Here is a 17389-nt window from a genome sequence, read left to right on the forward strand (position 1 = left end):
TCGCTCATTCGTTGTCCATCACCCCAATCACTCGAAAAGTCGAGTAATTAGCCAGCGAGTTGACCAACGAAGGGGTTCGCGAAGGTGAAGAACAGAGCGATACCAACGCCGATCATGGTCACGGCGTCGAGCAGGCCGGCGACGATGAACATTTTAACTTGCAGCATTGGGACCATTTCTGGCTGACGCGCTGCGCCTTCCAGGAATTTGCCGCCCAGCAGGCCGAAACCAATGGCAGTACCCAGGGCGCCCAGGCCGATCAACAGTGCAACAGCGATAGCGGTTAGACCAACTACAGTTTCCATCTTTCCTCCCGACTTTTACGTCGTATGGTTTAGGTTTTTTAGATTTTAAAGCGGTAAAACAAATCGTTTCATAGCCCTGTTGGGCCACCTTCCCGTTTCACCGGGAAGGACATCAGACTAGTCGAGACTGGTCTTAATGGTTCTCTTCGTGCGCCATCGACAGGTAGACGATGGTCAGCATCATGAAGATGAAGGCCTGCAGGGTGATGATCAGGATGTGGAACACAGCCCACGCCCACTGCAGAACGACGCCCAGGCCGCTAAGCCAGAGCAGGCCGCTGCCGAACATCACAGCGATCAGGATGAACACCAGTTCGCCGGCATACATGTTGCCGAACAGTCGCAGGGCCAGGGAGATCGGCTTGGCGACCAGGGTCACGAACTCCAGCAGGAAGTTCACCGGGATCAGCAGCGCTTGAACGAAGATGTTCTTGCTGCCGAACGGGTGCAGGGTCAGTTCGCCGATGAAGCCGCCGATGCCCTTGACCTTGATGCTGTAGAAAATGATCAACGCGAACACCGACAGGGCCATGCCCAGGGTGGCGTTAGGGTCCGTGGTGGAAACCGCACGGAATGGAATGTGGTGATCGCCGGAGATCAGGATGGCCAACTGAGGAATCCAGTCGACCGGTACCAGGTCGACGGCGTTCATCAGGAACACCCAGACGAAGATGGTCAGTGCCAGCGGTGCAATCACCGGGCTACGGCCATGGAAGCTGTCTTTCACGCTGCCATCGACGAATTCGACCAATACTTCAACGAAGTTCTGCAAAGCACCTGGCTGACCGGAAGTCGCCTTCTTTGCCGCCATGCGGAAAATCAGGACGAAGATCAGACCCAATGCGACCGACCAGCCCAGAGTATCCAGGTGGAAAGCCCAGAAGCCCATTTCTTTGGCTTCTGCTGCGGAGTGGGCAAAGCCCCAGCCGCCATTGGGTAGCTGACCGAAGGTCAGGTTCTGCAAGTGGTGCTGGATATAGCCCGAAGCGGTTGTTTCTGCCATGGTTGCCTCAAACGCCCTAAGGTCTCGAAAGTCTTGTTTTCATTAGCAGGGGAGCGAACCAGCTGACCAGTTGGGTCAACACGAAGACGCCGAATACAGCCAGCGGCGCCAATGGCTTCACACCTGCAAAGGTCAGTGCAAACAGCACTGCCGTCAAAATCAGTTTCCCCGCCTCGCCGGCATAAAAAGACCGGACGATAGCCTGGGCTGCTCGGGCGCCGGAAAACCGAAAGGCCCTGTGAGCAAAATACATATTGGGCAGCAAGGCTATCAGGCCTCCGCAGAGTCCTGAATATCCGGCAACGACTCCATGCCAATACCAAAGCGCCAATGCGGCGATCAGCAAAATGACAAATTGAGCCAATAAAACCGGAAAAACGGCCAAGCGATGGAACGGCAACGTGTTTGGCGTGCGGGTTTCCATCACTCTTGCTCCTCAATGGTCGGCTGCCGGAAATCAATAACTTGGCATAATTTGTGCCGACAAAATGCGCGCAGAGTATAGGGGCGGTTCAGCCCCTATTCAACTGTCGGGTAGTGTTTTCCGATCGCGCGCTACATAAGCAAATGTTTCAACGGATGTGGGCAAGGACGCCCTGAAGCTCGTCGAGTGAGTTATATCCGATCACCAATTGCCCTTTGCCCTTCTTGCCGTGGCGAATTTGCACCGCAGAGCCTAGGCGCTCGGCCAGGCGCTGCTCGAGACGCGCGATATCCGGATCAGGTTTGGCCGTTTCGACCGGTGCAGGTTTGCCGCTGAGCCACTGGCGAACCAGCGCTTCAGTCTGACGAACGGTGAGCCCCCGTGCGACAACGTGTCGCGCCCCTTCAACCTGTTGATTTTCGGGCAAACCGAGCAAAGCACGGGCATGGCCCATTTCCAGGTCGCCGTGGGACAACATGGTCTTGATGACTTCCGGCAGTGCGATCAGGCGCAGCAGGTTGGATACGGTCACGCGGGATTTACCCACCGCCTCGGCCACTTGTTGCTGGGTCAGCTGGAATTCCTGCTGCAGCCGCTGCAACGCAATCGCTTCTTCGATCGGGTTGAGGTCTTCACGCTGGATGTTCTCGATCAACGCCATGGCGATGGCGGTTTCATCCGGCACGTCGCGCACCATGGCCGGAATGGTTTCCTTGCCGGCCTGCTGGCTAGCGCGCCAGCGACGTTCACCGGCGATGATCTCGAAGCGCCCGCCACCGATCGGGCGGACCACGATCGGCTGCATCACGCCCTGAGCCTTGATCGAATTGGCCAGTTCTTCCAGCGCCTGGGGGTCCATGTCCCGGCGTGGCTGGTATTTGCCACGCTGGATCAGGTCCAGGGGCAGGTGCTGCAACTCGCGCTCGTCGGCCTGCACCGCTTGTTCTTCAAGCGATGTGACGGTCGGACCACTCAGCAGTGCATCCAGTCCACGTCCGAGACCTCGTTTCTTGACGGCCATGGGGATTCCTTAAGTTGGCTGGGCAGCAGCGGTGCGTGAGTTGCGGCGTTGGCGACGAACCATCTCGCCGGCAAGGGCCAGGTAGGCTAGTGCGCCACGGGATTGTTTGTCATACGCCAGCGCCGGCATGCCGTAACTGGGCGCTTCGGCCAAACGGATGTTGCGTGGGATCACTGTGTCGTACAACTGGTCGCCAAAGTGTTCCTTGAGCTGCGCCGACACATCGTTCATGAGGCTCAGGCGCGGATCGAACATGGTGCGCAAAAGACCTTCGATCTGCAGGTTCGGGTTGAGCAACTCGGCGATACGCTTGATGTTATCCACAAGGTCGCTCAACCCTTCCAGTGCGTAGTACTCGCACTGCATAGGGATAATCACCCCATCGGCGGCCACCAGCGCATTGAGCGTGAGCATCGACAGCGACGGCGGGCAGTCGATCAAAATGTAATCGTAATTCTCGCGGATCGGCGCCAAAGCGCTGCGCAGACGGCTTTCTTTCATCTGCATTTCCAGCAACACCACTTCCGCCGCGGTCAAATCGCGGTTGGCCGGCAGCAGTTGATAACCACCGTGCTCGGAGTAGTGCATGGCCTGGGCCAGGTCGCACTCGCCAATCAGCAAGTCGTAGACCGAGTTTTCCAGGCCGTGTTTATCCACACCGCTACCCATGGTGGCGTTGCCCTGTGGATCAAGATCGATCAACAGCACCCGGCGCTTGGTAGCGACCAGGGATGCTGCGAGGTTGATGCAGGTGGTGGTTTTACCCACGCCACCTTTCTGGTTCGCTATCGCGAATACCTTAGCCATTCTTGCTTGTGTTCCCAATCATGCCGTGCGGCGCAGTATCAGCAGATGGCGTTGGCCTTGGCAACCGGGTACGGCCAAGGCGTGTTCGCTATCGAGGTGGAAGTCTGCCGGCAATGCTAACAGCTCATCGCTTGGATGGACGCCCTTCATTGCCAGCCAGCGGGTGTCACGGTCGCCCAGGTGGCGAGTCCAGTTGCTGAAGTTCTCCATGCTGCTGAACGCCCGGGAAACAATTCCGTTAAAGGGCAATTCAGGCGTGAAGGCTTCGACGCGACTGTGGATAACTTGCAGGTTATCCAGCTTGAGTTCGAGTTTGACCTGGGTCAGGAAGCGGGTTTTCTTGCCGTTGCTGTCCAGGCAGGTCACTTGCGACTCCGGAAACAGGATCGCCAGTGGGATACCCGGCATGCCGCCGCCACTGCCGACGTCGAGCCAGCGGCCGTTTTCGATGAATGGCATCACGCTCAAACTGTCGAGCAAGTGACGGGACACCATTTCGTCCGGATCACGCACGGCGGTCAGGTTGTAGGCCTTGTTCCATTTGATCAACAGGGCCAGGTAGCCCAGCAGCAGTTCGTGCTGGGCTGCAGTCAGTTCAACGCCCAATTGGCGCGCACCTGTGGATAACTCTTCGGCGTGTTGCGAGGTGACCAACGAACTCAAGCGCTTTGCTCCAACTGACGGCCCGCGCCGCGTTTTTTCAAATGGATCATCAACAGCGAAATCGCTGCCGGGGTGACGCCGGGAATACGGGAAGCCTGGCCCAAAGTTTCAGGGCGAGTTATCCCCAGCTTGCTTTGAATCTCTTTCGACAACCCGGAAATCCCGGTGTAGTCGATATCCGCAGGCAGCTTGGTGTCTTCACTGGCGCGCAGGCGAGCAATTTCATCCTGTTGGCGATCAATGTAACCGGCGTATTTGGTCTTGATTTCGACCTGTTCCGCGACCTGTGGATCTTGCGCGCCATTGCCTGTCACTTCGACCAGACCAACGTAGTCGATTTCCGGACGGGACAGCAGGTTCAGCAAGTTGTATTCGTGAGTCAGCGGCGTGCCGAATTTTTCGGCAATCGCATCGCCCTGCTCCGTACCGGGGCGAACCCAGGTGCTTTTCAAGCGTTGCTCTTCCAGCTCGATGCTTTCGCGTTTTTTGCAGAAGGCCGCCCAGCGCACGTCGTCGACCAAGCCCAGCTCACGGCCTTTTTCGGTCAGACGCAGGTCGGCGTTGTCTTCGCGCAGGATCAGACGGTATTCCGCCCGGGAAGTGAACATCCGGTACGGTTCCTGGGTACCCAGAGTAATCAGGTCGTCGACCAACACGCCGATGTACGCTTCATCGCGACGCGGACACCAGCTGTCTTTGCCCTGGGCGCGCAGTGCTGCGTTGGTCCCGGCCAGCAAACCTTGGGCGCCGGCTTCTTCGTAACCGGTGGTGCCGTTGATTTGCCCGGCAAAGAACAGGCCGCCGATCACTTTGGTTTCCAGGCTGTACTTCAGGTCACGCGGGTCGAAGTAGTCGTACTCGATGGCGTAGCCCGGGCGCACGATGTGAGCATTTTCCATACCGCGAATCGACTGCACGATCTGGATTTGCACGTCGAACGGCAGGGAAGTGGAAATCCCGTTCGGGTACAGCTCGTGGGTGGTCAAGCCTTCGGGTTCGATGAAGACCTGGTGGCTTTGCTTGTCGGCAAAGCGGTGGATCTTGTCTTCAATCGACGGGCAATAACGTGGGCCAATACCTTCGATCACCCCGGAATACATCGGCGAACGGTCGAGGTTCGCAGCGATGATTTCGTGGGTGCGGGCGTTGGTGTGGGTAATCCAGCAACTGACCTGTTTCGGGTGTTGTTCTTTGGAGCCCATGAACGACATCACAGGGATAGGCGTATCACCGGCTTGCTCGGTCATTACCGAAAAGTCCACAGAACGTCCGTCGATACGCGGCGGGGTCCCGGTTTTCAGGCGGCCGACACGCAGCGGCAATTCACGCAGGCGTTTTGCCAGGGCAATCGATGGCGGATCACCGGCGCGGCCGCCGGAATAGTTCTGCATACCGATGTGGATAAGTCCGCCGAGGAACGTACCGGTGGTCAACACCACGGATTCTGCAAAGAAACGCAGGCCCATCTGGGTCACAACACCGCGTACCTGATCCTGTTCGACGATCAGGTCATCCGCGGCCTGTTGAAATATCCACAGGTTCGGCTGGTTTTCCAGGGTTTCGCGCACCGCTGCCTTGTACAGGATACGGTCGGCTTGAGCCCGAGTCGCACGCACGGCCGGGCCTTTGCGGCTGTTCAGCACGCGAAATTGAATACCACCCTTGTCGGTAGCCATGGCCATCACGCCGCCGAGGGCGTCGATTTCTTTGACCAAGTGGCTTTTGCCGATCCCACCAATGGCGGGGTTGCAACTCATTGCACCGAGGGTTTCCACGTTATGCGTCAGCAACAGGGTTTTTACGCCCATGCGTGCTGACGCCAGTGCTGCCTCGGTACCGGCATGACCGCCGCCGATGACGATCACTTCAAAACGGGAAGGGAAATCCACCACGCACCTCGTGCCTGCTTATGTAGGTAATCAGGAATTGTTTGTTGAAAGGGTTTTAGAGCTTTGGCGGCAAGTATAGGGACTTAGCCCTTCCTAAAGAACCCTTTGCACAAAATTTAACCAGCTGTGGATGAATCACAGACAATAGAAATTAAAAGAGAGAAATTTATTAAATCTTTGTTTTTATGTTTATTTATACTGACCTACCTTTCTGTGGATAGATTTACACAAGCCTCGATTTACGTGATGTACAGCGATTCAAAAGTCTGTGGTCATGTGCCAATGAGGCCCTTGGATAAGTGCTTTAAGCCTGTGGATGAAAGAGGTGGTTATCCACAGACGGGTTTTTACTCAGGTTTCAGGCCCTGTTATCAACTGGGCACAGAGGCGGTTATTCACAGGGCTTAATCCACAGAAATCCACTTCTCGGGGCAAATTGCGTCCACGCCAATGCCTCCAAAGTCTTGGTGATAGAAGGAAAATTCGTGAGGTGTCGGGCGAAAGGGGGAAAACAGACAGGCACGAATGGCCTGTCTGTGGATAACGGAAGGTTATTTACCGATGCAAAAGCTGGAAAAGATTCGACCGAGCAGGTCATCAGAGCTGAATGCCCCGGTGATTTCCCCTAACAGCTGCTGTGCTTGACGCAGATCCTCGGCCAACAGCTCTCCAGCACCTGCCAGGGTCAGCTGCGCCCGACCGTGCTCCAACGCCGCGCTGGCGTGTCGCAGGGCTTCCAGGTGCCTACGACGTGCACTGAAGCTGCTTTCCGAGGTCTGTTCGTATCCCATGCAGGCCTTGAGGTGCTCTCGCAACAGCTCGAGGCCATCGCCGGCCGCCTTGGCACTTAAGCTGATGGTGACATGCCCGTCCGCACTGGTTTCCATCGCGATGACTTCACCGGTCAGGTCCGCCTTGTTGCGGATCAAGGTGACTTTGGCCGGGTCCGGCCTTTGCTCAAGAAATTCCGGCCACAATGCAAAGGGATCTACAGCCTCAGGCGCCGTGGCATCCACCACCAACAGCACGCGATCCGCTTCACCGATTGCCTTGAGAGCACGCTCCACACCAATTTTTTCCACCTGGTCATCGGTATCGCGCAAGCCGGCCGTGTCGACCACGTGCAGTGGCATGCCATCGATGTGGATATGTTCGCGCAGGATATCCCGCGTGGTGCCGGCAATCTCGGTAACGATCGCCGCTTCACGGCCCGCCAACGCGTTCAGCAGGCTGGATTTACCCGCGTTCGGCCTGCCGGCAATCACTACCGTCATACCGTCACGTAACAACGCGCCCTGGCCTGCCTCGCGCAGGACGGTGGATAACTCATCACGGACCTTATCCAGCATCGTCAGGACGTGGCCATCGGCGAGAAAATCGATTTCTTCTTCCGGGAAATCGATCGCCGCCTCGACGTAGATACGCAGGCTGATCAGTTGTTCGGTCAAGTTATGCACACGCAGGGAGAATGCGCCCTGCAGTGAACGCAGTGCATTGCGCGCAGCCTGTGCGGAACTGGCTTCGATCAAGTCGGCAATCGCCTCAGCCTGGGCCAGGTCGAGCTTGTCATTCAGGAAAGCCCGCTCGCTGAATTCCCCAGGGCGTGCCAGGCGGCAACCCAATTGCAGGCAGCGCTGCAACAACATATCCAGCACCACCGGACCACCGTGGCCCTGCAGTTCCAGAACATCCTCACCCGTAAACGAGTTAGGTCCCGGGAAATAGAGGGCCAGGCCCTCGTCCAACACGCTTTCGTCGGCATCCAGAAACGGGCCGTAATGGGCATAACGTGGCTTCAGCTCGCGGCCACTGATGGCCATGGCTGCCACGCTCGCAAGCGGTCCGGAAATACGAACGATACCGACACCGCCGCGACCTTGAGCGGTAGCGACAGCAGCGATGGTTTCACGAGGAGCGCTCATCAGCAGGTTCCAGAACAAAAGTGACGGAAAGCAAAACGCCCCACTAGGGGGCGTCTTGAGTGGTTATCCACAGAGTAAATTACGCCGCAGCTTTTTTGGTAGCCGCTTCGATTTTACGTGTGATGTACCACTGTTGAGAGATCGACAACACGTTGTTGACCACCCAGTACAGCACCAGACCAGCAGGGAACCACAGGAAGAAGAAGGTGAAGATGATTGGCATCATTTTCATGACCTTGGCCTGCATCGGATCCGGCGGAGTCGGGTTCAGTCGCTGCTGGATGAACATGGTTGCGCCCATGATGATCGGCAGGATAAAGAACGGGTCTTTGATCGACAGGTCAGTTATCCACAGCATGAACGGAGCCTGGCGCATTTCCACGCTTTCCAGGAGTACCCAGTAAAGCGAGAGGAACACCGGCATCTGTACGAGAATCGGCAAGCAACCGCCCAACGGGTTGATCTTCTCTTTCTTGTACAGCTCCATCATGGCCTGCGACATTTTCTGCCGGTCATCACCATGTTGTTCTTTCAGAGCCGCCAGTTTCGGAGCCACGGCACGCATGCGCGCCATCGACTTGTAGCTGGCTGCCGACAGCGGGAAGAAGATCCCTTTGATCAGCATGGTCAGGAAGATGATCGAGAAGCCCCAGTTACCCACAATGCTGTGGATGTGTTGCAGCAGCCAGAAGATCGGCTGGGCAATGAACCACAGAATGCCGTAATCCACAGTCAGTTCCAGACCTGGGGACAACTCTTTCAGCACAGCCTGGCTTTTCGGGCCGGCGTACAGGGTAGCGCTGGTTTCAGCCTTGGCGCCTGGTGCCACGGTCAACGCCGGGCCAGTAAAACCAATGATGTAGTTGCCTTGGCTGTCTTTGCGGGTTTGAACCAGGTTGGCTTCACCCTTGTTCGGGATCCAGGCGGTCACGAAGTAGTGTTGCAACCAGGCAACCCAGCCACCTTGTACGGTTTCTTTCAGCGCGCCCTTGTCGATATCTTTCATCGACACTTTTTTGTACGGCTCGCTACTTGTCCACAGGGCGGCGCCCAGGTAAGTCGCGGTGCCGGTGGCGGTGCTGGAAGAAGGATCGGCGCTGTTGTCACGCTTCAGTTGGGCAAACAGGTTGCCGGTCCATGCCTTGTCGCTTTCGTTGTCGATCAGATAAGTGACCTTCAAGTCGTACAAACCACGGGTGAAGCTGAAACGCTTGATGTAGTTGACGCCGTCGAGGCTGAATTTCAGGTCGACATTCAGCTGGTTCTGGCCATCAGCCAGTTGATAAGTCTTCTGTTCAGTCGAATAAACCGGACGACCGGTCGCACGTGCATCCGGACCGTTGGTGCCGGTCAGGCCACTTTGTGCCAGATAAATACGTTCGCCACCGTTATCGAACAGTTGGAACGGAACATCCGGGTGATCCTGGCGACGTGGATACAGCGGCAGCTTCAGCTGGGCGATATCACCACCTTGAGGGTCGATTGCCAGGTCGAGCACATCCGTTTTTACGTGGATGAGGTCTTTATTGGTGATAACCGGCGTTTCAACTGGGGTGCTGGTATCGGCATTCGCGCTGGGTACATCGGCACTGGCGGAAGCATTGTTACCCAACGGGGTGTCCGGAATAGCCGGCGCAGCCTGATTGGTAGCAACATTCTGAGTCGGCAGGGCAGCCTGGCCATAGTCCTGGTTCCAGTTAAGAACCATGACGTAGGACACGATTGCCAGGGCGACGATCAGGATCGTGCGTTTAATATCCATGATTACTCGGCCATCGAAGAAGAACGGGAGGTAGGGATAGGTGGAACCGGGTCATAACCACCGGGATTCCACGGATGACAGCGACCTAAACGACGAAAGGTCAGCCAGCCACCGCGCAGAAGACCATGATTTTCTATGGCCTCTAACGCGTAGCAAGAACAACTGGGGTAGAAACGACAGTGGTTGGCCATCAGAGGACTAATGGCGTAGCGATAAAACTGGATCGGAACGAGGGCCAGTTTACGCATCAAGGCTGTCTACCCCTACAGTTTCGGTGCTGACTGCTGGTGCTGGCTTGTGGGTACGCGCCAAACGTTTCCAGAGCTTGCCGAAATGCTGAATCAATTCGGGGTTTTCTACATCCCCCAAGCCTTTGCGCGCGACGATAACAATATCCCAACCAACCAGAGTGTCCTGGTGAAGGCGAAACGATTCGCGCATCAGACGCTTGAGGCGATTGCGCTCAACGGAGAGCTTTACGCTCTTCTTGCCAATCACCAACCCGAGACGGGGGTGATCAAGATCGTTGTTACGCGCAAGGAGCAGGAGATTTTTCCCCGGAACCTTGCCGGTGGGGGAGTCAAAGACTGCCTTGAAGTGCCGGGGGGTTAGCAGACGCTTTTCCCGACTGAAGTCCTGACTCACCACCAGTACCGGATTATCAAACTGCCAGACGCGCACGACCTTTGGCGCGGCGACGCGACAGGACTGCACGGCCGTTCTTGGTAGCCATGCGAGCACGGAAACCGTGGGTACGGGCGCGTTTGATGGTGCTTGGTTGGAAAGTACGTTTCATGGCGTTGTTACCTGGTTCGTCCACAACGGGCCGGAATGGCCCCCGTTTTAAGAGACCGGCGATTCTAGAGAAAGCAAGCCTCTAGGTCAATTTCCAACCAGCTTTTCCTTTAATTAGATCTCTATAGGCCAGGAAGCCCTTTTCTGTGTGCCTGCCTTTCATGAGACTGGGCATAGATATAAAAATAAAGAAGGAAGTTATTTAAAGCTTTTCTGTAAAGCTTATAAAAGCTAGAGAGGTCTTCACCTGTGGATAACTGCCTTTAGCCCTTATTTCATCTGCTGTACAGAGAATGACAACTACGGGGGAAAACGGTGCTCTCCCTGTGCTGCGCTGTCGGATAAGCTGTGCGTGAAATAGGTTGTTATCCACAGGCCAGTTACCCACAGACTTTCGACCCCACTTGTACAACGAGCTCAGGTGCGTTTATCCACAGAGCTTATGCACAGACCATTGGTCGTATTTTTTGTGGTTAAGGCATTGATTTTGGGTGTGCTGTGAGCAACCTACATGTGGATAAGTGGGCGTCTCGCCGCTACAATGGCGGCTGTTTTTGCCTCACCGGCTTTCAACTTAGGGGATATCCGTGTCAGTGGAACTTTGGCAGCAGTGCGTGGAGCTTTTGCGCGATGAGCTGCCTGCCCAGCAATTCAACACCTGGATCCGTCCGCTACAGGTCGAAGCCGAAGGCGACGAGTTGCGTGTCTACGCGCCGAATCGTTTTGTTCTCGATTGGGTCAACGAGAAGTACCTGAGCCGCGTTCTCGAATTGCTCGACGAACATGGCAACGGCCTCGCGCCTGCGCTTTCCTTATTAATAGGCAGCAAACGCAGTTCCGCACCTCGCGCCGCACCCAATGCACCGCTGGCTGCTGCTGCGTCGCAAGCCCAGGTAGCGACCGCTCCGGTTGCTACGGCGCCTGCCCCAGCACCTGCGGCGTCAAAATCGTCTGCGCAGAAGAATGCTCCAGAGCACGAAGAGCCGTCCCGCGACAGCTTCGACCCGATGGCCGGCGCCAGCTCACAACAGGCCCCGGTGCGTGCCGAACAACGCACGGTCCAGGTCGAAGGCGCGCTCAAGCACACCAGCTATCTGAATCGCACCTTTACCTTTGAGAATTTCGTCGAAGGTAAATCCAACCAGTTGGCCCGCGCGGCTGCCTGGCAAGTCGCCGATAACCCCAAGCACGGTTACAACCCACTCTTCCTTTATGGTGGCGTAGGCTTGGGTAAGACGCACTTGATGCACGCTGTGGGTAACCACCTATTAAAGAAGAACCCGAATGCCAAGGTCGTGTACCTGCACTCGGAACGCTTCGTGGCTGACATGGTCAAGGCCTTGCAGCTCAACGCCATCAACGAGTTCAAGCGGTTTTATCGCTCCGTTGATGCCTTGCTGATCGATGACATTCAATTCTTCGCGCGCAAGGAACGTTCCCAGGAAGAGTTCTTCCATACCTTCAACGCCCTGCTCGAAGGTGGCCAGCAGGTCATCTTGACCAGTGACCGTTACCCGAAGGAAATCGAAGGCCTGGAAGAACGTTTGAAATCCCGTTTCGGTTGGGGCCTGACCGTTGCGGTCGAGCCGCCAGAATTGGAAACCCGCGTTGCGATCCTGATGAAGAAGGCCGACCAGGCCAAAGTCGATCTGCCACACGATGCGGCATTCTTTATTGCTCAACGCATTCGCTCCAACGTGCGTGAACTGGAAGGTGCGCTCAAGCGCGTCATCGCTCACTCGCACTTCATGGGCCGCGACATCACCATCGAGCTGATTCGCGAATCCTTGAAAGACTTGTTGGCGCTGCAAGACAAGCTGGTGAGTGTGGATAACATCCAGCGCACCGTGGCCGAGTACTACAAGATCAAGATTTCCGACCTGCTGTCCAAGCGCCGTTCGCGCTCGGTCGCACGTCCTCGGCAGGTGGCCATGGCGCTCTCCAAAGAGTTGACCAACCACAGCCTGCCGGAAATCGGTGATGTGTTTGGCGGTCGCGACCACACCACGGTCTTGCACGCGTGCCGCAAGATCAACGAACTTAAGGAATCCGACGCGGATATTCGCGAGGACTACAAGAACCTGCTGCGTACACTGACTACTTGATGACACCAGCGCAGCTTATTAAGGCAAGGGACTAGACCATGCATTTCACCATTCAACGCGAAGCCCTGTTGAAACCCCTGCAACTGGTCGCAGGCGTCGTCGAGCGCCGACAGACCTTGCCGGTGCTCTCCAACGTATTGCTGGTGGTCGAAGGCCAGCAATTGTCCCTGACCGGTACCGACCTGGAAGTCGAATTGGTTGGTCGTGTGCAGCTGGAAGAACCCGCCGAACCTGGCGAGATCACCGTGCCGGCGCGCAAGCTGATGGACATCTGCAAGAGCTTGCCGAACGACGCGCTGATCGACATCAAGGTCGATGAAGCCAAATTGGTGGTCAAGGCCGGTCGCAGCCGCTTCACCTTGTCCACACTGCCGGCCAATGACTTCCCAACCGTGGAAGAAGGCCCAGGCTCTCTGACCTGCAGCCTGGAGCAAAGCAAGCTGCGCCGTTTGATCGAGCGCACCAGCTTCGCCATGGCCCAGCAGGATGTACGCTACTACCTCAACGGCATGCTGCTGGAAGTGTCCGAAGGCATTATCCGCGCTGTGGCTACAGACGGTCACCGCCTGGCGATGTGCTCGATGCGTGCTGATATTGGTCAGCCTGACCGCCACCAGGTCATCGTGCCGCGTAAAGGTATCCTGGAGCTGGCCCGCTTGCTCACTGAGCCGGAAGGCATTGTCAGCATCGTGTTGGGCCAACACCACATCCGCGCAACCACCGGCGAATTCACCTTCACTTCCAAGTTGGTCGACGGCAAGTTCCCGGACTACGAGCGCGTCCTGCCTAAAGGTGGCGACAAGCTGGTACTGGGCGATCGTCAGGCGCTGCGTGAAGCTTTCAGCCGTACTGCGATCCTGTCGAACGAAAAGTACCGCGGCATTCGCCTGCAACTGGCCAATGGTCAGCTGAAAATCCAGGCCAACAACCCGGAGCAGGAAGAAGCGGAAGAAGAAGTGGGCGTCGACTACAACGGAGGCTCGTTGGAAATCGGCTTCAACGTAAGCTACTTGCTCGACGTGCTGGGTGTGATGACCACCGAACAGGTTCGCCTGATTCTGTCCGACTCCAACAGCAGCGCGCTGGTGCAAGAATCTGATAACGACGACTCGGCTTACGTTGTCATGCCGATGCGTCTGTAATCATGCTCAGCAGAAGCTAGATGTCCCTCAGTCGCGTCTCGGTCACCGCGGTGCGCAATTTGCACCCGGTGACCTTCTCCCCCTCCCCCCGCATCAATATCCTCCACGGCGCCAACGGCAGTGGCAAAACCAGCGTGCTGGAAGCCATTCACCTGCTAGGCCTTGCCCGTTCGTTTCGCAGTGCTCGCTTGTTGCCGGTGATTCAGTACGAACAACTGGCGTGCACGGTATTCGGCCAGGTCGAATTGGCTGAAGGTGGGCACAGCGCCCTGGGGATATCCCGTGATCGTGGTGGGGAGTTTCAGATTCGTATCGATGGTCAAAACGCGCGCAGCGCGGCGCAGTTGGCAGAAATCCTGCCGCTGCAATTGATCAACCCTGACAGCTTCAGGCTGTTGGAAGGTGCGCCAAAAATCCGCAGGCAATTCCTCGATTGGGGAGTGTTCCACGTGGAACCGCGTTTCATGGCCACTTGGCAGCGCCTGCAGAAGGCCCTGCGGCAGCGGAACTCATGGCTGCGGCATGGTACACTTGACGCCGCTTCACAAGCGGCCTGGGACCGGGAACTGTGCCTGGCCAGCGACGAAATAGATGAATACCGACGCGCCTATATCAAAGCCTTGAAACCAGTCTTTGAGCAGACCTTGAGTGAGCTATTGGACCTCGAGGGGCTGACGCTGAGCTACTACCGTGGTTGGGACAAAGAGCGTGAACTGAGTGCGGTGCTTGCCACGTCCTTGCAACGGGATCAGCAAATTGGCCATACCCAGGCCGGACCCCAACGGGCTGACTTGCGCCTTAGACTCGGCGCACATAATGCTGCGGATATCTTGTCCCGCGGTCAGCAGAAGTTGGTGGTGTGTGCACTGCGTATTGCCCAGGGCCACCTGGTTAGCCAGGCTCGGCGCGGTCAGTGTATTTATCTGGTGGATGACTTGCCGTCAGAACTCGACGAGCAACACCGCCGTGCGTTATGCCGCTTGTTGGAAGACTTACGCTGCCAGGTATTTATCACCTGTGTAGACCACGAATTATTGAGGGAAGGCTGGCAGACGGAAACGCCAGTCGCTTTGTTCCACGTGGAACAGGGCCGTATCACCCAGACCCACGACCATCGGGAGTGAAGGCATGAGCGAAGAAAACACGTACGACTCGACCAGCATTAAAGTGCTGAAAGGTTTGGATGCCGTACGCAAACGTCCCGGTATGTACATCGGCGACACCGATGATGGTAGCGGTCTGCACCACATGGTGTTCGAGGTGGTCGATAACTCGATCGACGAAGCTCTGGCCGGTTACTGCGACGATATCAGCATCATCATCCACCCGGACGAGTCCATCACCGTGCGCGACAACGGTCGTGGCATTCCGGTAGACGTGCACAAAGAAGAAGGCGTTTCGGCAGCAGAGGTCATCATGACCGTGCTCCACGCTGGCGGTAAGTTCGACGATAACTCCTATAAAGTTTCTGGCGGTTTGCACGGTGTAGGTGTTTCGGTAGTAAACGCCCTCTCCGAAGAATTGGTGTTGACTGTTCGCCGTAGCGGCAAGATCTGGGAACAGACCTACGTGCACGGTGTGCCTCAAGCACCGATGGCGATTGTGGGTGACAGTGAAACCACGGGTACCCAGATTCACTTCAAGGCCTCCAGCGAGACCTTCAAGAACATCCACTTCAGCTGGGACATCCTGGCCAAGCGTATTCGTGAGCTGTCCTTCCTCAACTCCGGCGTAGGTATCGTCCTTAAAGACGAGCGCAGCGGCAAGGAAGAGCTGTTCAAGTACGAAGGTGGCTTGCGTGCGTTCGTTGAATACCTGAACACCAACAAGACTGCGGTCAACCAGGTGTTCCACTTCAACATCCAGCGTGAAGACGGCATCGGCGTAGAAATCGCCCTGCAGTGGAACGACAGCTTCAACGAGAACCTGTTGTGCTTCACCAACAACATTCCGCAGCGCGATGGCGGTACTCACTTGGTGGGTTTCCGTTCCGCACTGACGCGTAACCTGAACACCTATATCGAAGCCGAAGGCCTGGCCAAGAAGCATAAAGTTGCCACCACCGGTGACGACGCGCGCGAAGGCCTGACTGCGATTATCTCGGTTAAAGTGCCGGACCCTAAGTTCAGCTCCCAGACCAAAGACAAGCTGGTGTCTTCCGAAGTGAAGACCGCAGTGGAACAAGAGATGGGCAAGTACTTCTCTGACTTCCTGCTGGAGAACCCGAACGAAGCCAAGCTGGTTGTCGGCAAGATGATCGACGCCGCACGTGCTCGTGAAGCGGCGCGTAAAGCCCGTGAGATGACCCGCCGTAAAGGTGCGCTGGATATCGCTGGCCTGCCGGGCAAATTGGCCGACTGCCAGGAGAAGGACCCTGCCCTCTCCGAACTGTACCTGGTGGAGGGTGACTCTGCTGGCGGTTCCGCCAAGCAGGGTCGTAACCGTCGCACTCAGGCCATCCTGCCGTTGAAGGGTAAGATCCTCAACGTTGAAAAAGCCCGCTTCGACAAGATGATTTCCTCTCAGGAAGTCGGCACCTTGATCACGGCGTTGGGCTGCGGTATCGGCCGCGAAGAGTACAACATCGACAAGCTGCGCTATCACAACATCATCATCATGACCGATGCTGACGTCGACGGTTCGCACATTCGTACCCTACTGCTGACCTTCTTCTTCCGTCAGTTGCCGGAGCTGATCGAACGCGGCTACATCTACATCGCCCAGCCGCCGTTGTACAAAGTCAAAAAGGGCAAGCAAGAGCAATACATCAAAGACGACGACGCCATGGAAGAGTACATGACGCAGTCGGCCCTGGAAGATGCCAGCTTGCACCTGAACGACGAAGCCCCGGGCATTTCCGGTGAGGCGCTGGAGCGTCTGGTTAACGACTTCCGCATGGTGATGAAGACTCTCAAGCGTCTGTCGCGTCTGTATCCGCAGGAACTGACCGAGCACTTTATCTACCTGCCGGCCGTCAGCCTGGAACAGTTGGGCGATCATGCAGCAATGCAGGATTGGCTGGCCCAGTACGAAGTACGCCTGCGCACTGTCGAGAAGTCTGGCCTGGTTTACAAAGCCAGCCTGCGTGAAGACCGTGAACGTAACGTATGGCTGCCAGAGGTCGAGCTGATCTCCCACGGCCTGTCGAACTACGTCACTTTCAACCGCGACTTCTTCGGCAGTAACGACTACAAAACCGTGGTGACCCTGGGCGCGCAACTGAGCACCCTGCTGGACGACGGCGCTTACATCCAACGTGGCGAACGCAAGAAGCAGGTCAAGGAATTCAAGGAAGCCCTTGACTGGCTGATGGCCGAAAGCACCAAGCGCCACACGATCCAGCGATACAAAGGTCTGGGCGAAATGAACCCGGATCAACTGTGGGAAACCACCATGGACCCAAGCCAGCGTCGTATGCTGCGCGTGACCATCGAAGACGCCATTGGCGCAGACCAGATCTTCAACACCCTCATGGGTGATGCGGTCGAACCTCGCCGTGACTTCATCGAAAGCAACGCATTGGCGGTTTCCAACCTGGACTTCTGATCAGG

The 17389-nt window shown here is 56.6% G+C and carries 16 protein-coding genes; 4 read left to right on the top strand and 12 right to left on the bottom strand.

The window, feature by feature from the left end; translation table 11 throughout:
- Positions 1–47: 47 nt before the first annotated feature.
- From atpE to rpmH, 12 genes are all read right to left on the bottom strand, one after another.
- Positions 48–305, bottom strand: coding sequence for a F0F1 ATP synthase subunit C (atpE, locus tag AC07SU_RS23420; protein ID WP_002555987.1), 258 nt, complete (start codon positions 303–305; stop codon positions 48–50).
- Between the two features lie 133 nt (positions 306–438).
- Positions 439–1308, bottom strand: a complete 870-nt coding sequence (gene atpB, locus AC07SU_RS23425; RefSeq protein ID WP_058424360.1) for a F0F1 ATP synthase subunit A — start codon at positions 1306–1308, stop codon at positions 439–441.
- 16 nt (positions 1309–1324) lie between these two features.
- On the bottom strand, positions 1325–1732 hold the full coding sequence (locus AC07SU_RS23430) for a F0F1 ATP synthase subunit I (protein ID WP_071485335.1): 408 nt from the start codon (positions 1730–1732) through the stop codon (positions 1325–1327).
- A 148-nt stretch (positions 1733–1880) separates the two neighbouring features.
- Positions 1881–2753 (bottom strand): ParB/RepB/Spo0J family partition protein, encoded by an 873-nt coding sequence (locus AC07SU_RS23435; RefSeq protein ID WP_016970690.1) that lies wholly within the window; start codon positions 2751–2753, stop codon positions 1881–1883.
- A gap of 9 nt (positions 2754–2762) precedes the next feature.
- A complete protein-coding gene (locus AC07SU_RS23440; RefSeq protein ID WP_494998362.1) occupies positions 2763–3560 on the bottom strand; it encodes a ParA family protein in 798 nt (265 codons plus the stop codon).
- A gap of 18 nt (positions 3561–3578) precedes the next feature.
- Positions 3579–4223, bottom strand: a complete 645-nt coding sequence (gene rsmG / locus AC07SU_RS23445; RefSeq protein WP_494998363.1) for a 16S rRNA (guanine(527)-N(7))-methyltransferase RsmG — start codon at positions 4221–4223, stop codon at positions 3579–3581.
- On the bottom strand, positions 4220–6112 hold the full coding sequence (gene mnmG, locus AC07SU_RS23450) for a tRNA uridine-5-carboxymethylaminomethyl(34) synthesis enzyme MnmG (RefSeq protein WP_494998364.1): 1893 nt from the start codon (positions 6110–6112) through the stop codon (positions 4220–4222). Before mnmG ends, rsmG begins: the two co-directional genes overlap by 4 nt.
- A 551-nt stretch (positions 6113–6663) precedes the next feature.
- Complete coding sequence (gene mnmE, locus AC07SU_RS23455; RefSeq protein ID WP_494998365.1) at positions 6664–8034, bottom strand: tRNA uridine-5-carboxymethylaminomethyl(34) synthesis GTPase MnmE; 1371 nt, start codon at positions 8032–8034, stop codon at positions 6664–6666.
- A 79-nt stretch (positions 8035–8113) separates the two neighbouring features.
- Complete coding sequence (gene yidC / locus AC07SU_RS23460; protein ID WP_176994575.1) at positions 8114–9796, bottom strand: membrane protein insertase YidC; 1683 nt, start codon at positions 9794–9796, stop codon at positions 8114–8116.
- A 2-nt stretch (positions 9797–9798) separates the two neighbouring features.
- Positions 9799–10044: a membrane protein insertion efficiency factor YidD gene (gene yidD, locus AC07SU_RS23465; RefSeq protein ID WP_003213574.1), complete on the bottom strand. Its 246-nt coding sequence runs from the start codon at positions 10042–10044 to the stop codon at positions 9799–9801.
- Positions 10037–10444 carry a ribonuclease P protein component gene (gene rnpA / locus AC07SU_RS23470; protein ID WP_020302575.1) on the bottom strand — a complete coding sequence of 136 codons (408 nt, stop codon included), beginning with the start codon at positions 10442–10444 and terminating at the stop codon, positions 10037–10039. The genes yidD and rnpA overlap by 8 nt, the downstream gene beginning before the upstream one ends.
- Before the next feature lie 13 nt (positions 10445–10457).
- Positions 10458–10592, bottom strand: a complete 135-nt coding sequence (rpmH, locus tag AC07SU_RS23475) for a 50S ribosomal protein L34 (protein WP_003213577.1) — start codon at positions 10590–10592, stop codon at positions 10458–10460.
- Between the two features lie 586 nt (positions 10593–11178).
- Here rpmH and dnaA point away from each other — a divergent pair.
- From dnaA to gyrB, 4 genes are read left to right on the top strand one after another with little or no spacing between them, the layout of a single operon-like run.
- On the top strand, positions 11179–12696 hold the full coding sequence (dnaA, locus tag AC07SU_RS23480) for a chromosomal replication initiator protein DnaA (protein ID WP_494998366.1): 1518 nt from the start codon (positions 11179–11181) through the stop codon (positions 12694–12696).
- A 38-nt stretch (positions 12697–12734) separates the two neighbouring features.
- Positions 12735–13838 carry a DNA polymerase III subunit beta gene (gene dnaN, locus AC07SU_RS23485; RefSeq protein ID WP_176994578.1) on the top strand — a complete coding sequence of 368 codons (1104 nt, stop codon included), beginning with the start codon at positions 12735–12737 and terminating at the stop codon, positions 13836–13838.
- 20 nt (positions 13839–13858) lie between these two features.
- Positions 13859–14962, top strand: a complete 1104-nt coding sequence (gene recF, locus AC07SU_RS23490) for a DNA replication/repair protein RecF (RefSeq protein WP_101265038.1) — start codon at positions 13859–13861, stop codon at positions 14960–14962.
- A gap of 4 nt (positions 14963–14966) precedes the next feature.
- Positions 14967–17384: a DNA topoisomerase (ATP-hydrolyzing) subunit B gene (gene gyrB, locus AC07SU_RS23495; protein ID WP_176994579.1), complete on the top strand. Its 2418-nt coding sequence runs from the start codon at positions 14967–14969 to the stop codon at positions 17382–17384.
- The last annotated feature ends 5 nt before the right edge of the window (positions 17385–17389 follow it).

It is taken from the genome of Pseudomonas sp. GW821-FHT05H12, from assembly GCF_059419385.1.

What these genes read in the sequence shown, in the direction of transcription:
- recF (WP_101265038.1), top strand. Translation starts at nt 13,859, where the DNA reads ATGTCCCTCAGTCGCGTCTCGGTCACCGCGGTGCGCAATTTGCACCCG.
- atpB (WP_058424360.1), bottom strand. Translation starts at nt 1,308, where the DNA reads ATGGCAGAAACAACCGCTTCGGGCTATATCCAGCACCACTTGCAGAAC.
- AC07SU_RS23440 (WP_494998362.1), bottom strand. Translation starts at nt 3,560, where the DNA reads ATGGCTAAGGTATTCGCGATAGCGAACCAGAAAGGTGGCGTGGGTAAA.
- rpmH (WP_003213577.1), bottom strand. Translation starts at nt 10,592, where the DNA reads ATGAAACGTACTTTCCAACCAAGCACCATCAAACGCGCCCGTACCCAC.
- AC07SU_RS23430 (WP_071485335.1), bottom strand. Translation starts at nt 1,732, where the DNA reads ATGGAAACCCGCACGCCAAACACGTTGCCGTTCCATCGCTTGGCCGTT.
- AC07SU_RS23435 (WP_016970690.1), bottom strand. Translation starts at nt 2,753, where the DNA reads ATGGCCGTCAAGAAACGAGGTCTCGGACGTGGACTGGATGCACTGCTG.
- dnaN (WP_176994578.1), top strand. Translation starts at nt 12,735, where the DNA reads ATGCATTTCACCATTCAACGCGAAGCCCTGTTGAAACCCCTGCAACTG.
- yidC (WP_176994575.1), bottom strand. Translation starts at nt 9,796, where the DNA reads ATGGATATTAAACGCACGATCCTGATCGTCGCCCTGGCAATCGTGTCC.
- gyrB (WP_176994579.1), top strand. Translation starts at nt 14,967, where the DNA reads ATGAGCGAAGAAAACACGTACGACTCGACCAGCATTAAAGTGCTGAAA.
- mnmE (WP_494998365.1), bottom strand. Translation starts at nt 8,034, where the DNA reads ATGAGCGCTCCTCGTGAAACCATCGCTGCTGTCGCTACCGCTCAAGGT.
- atpE (WP_002555987.1), bottom strand. Translation starts at nt 305, where the DNA reads ATGGAAACTGTAGTTGGTCTAACCGCTATCGCTGTTGCACTGTTGATC.
- yidD (WP_003213574.1), bottom strand. Translation starts at nt 10,044, where the DNA reads ATGCGTAAACTGGCCCTCGTTCCGATCCAGTTTTATCGCTACGCCATT.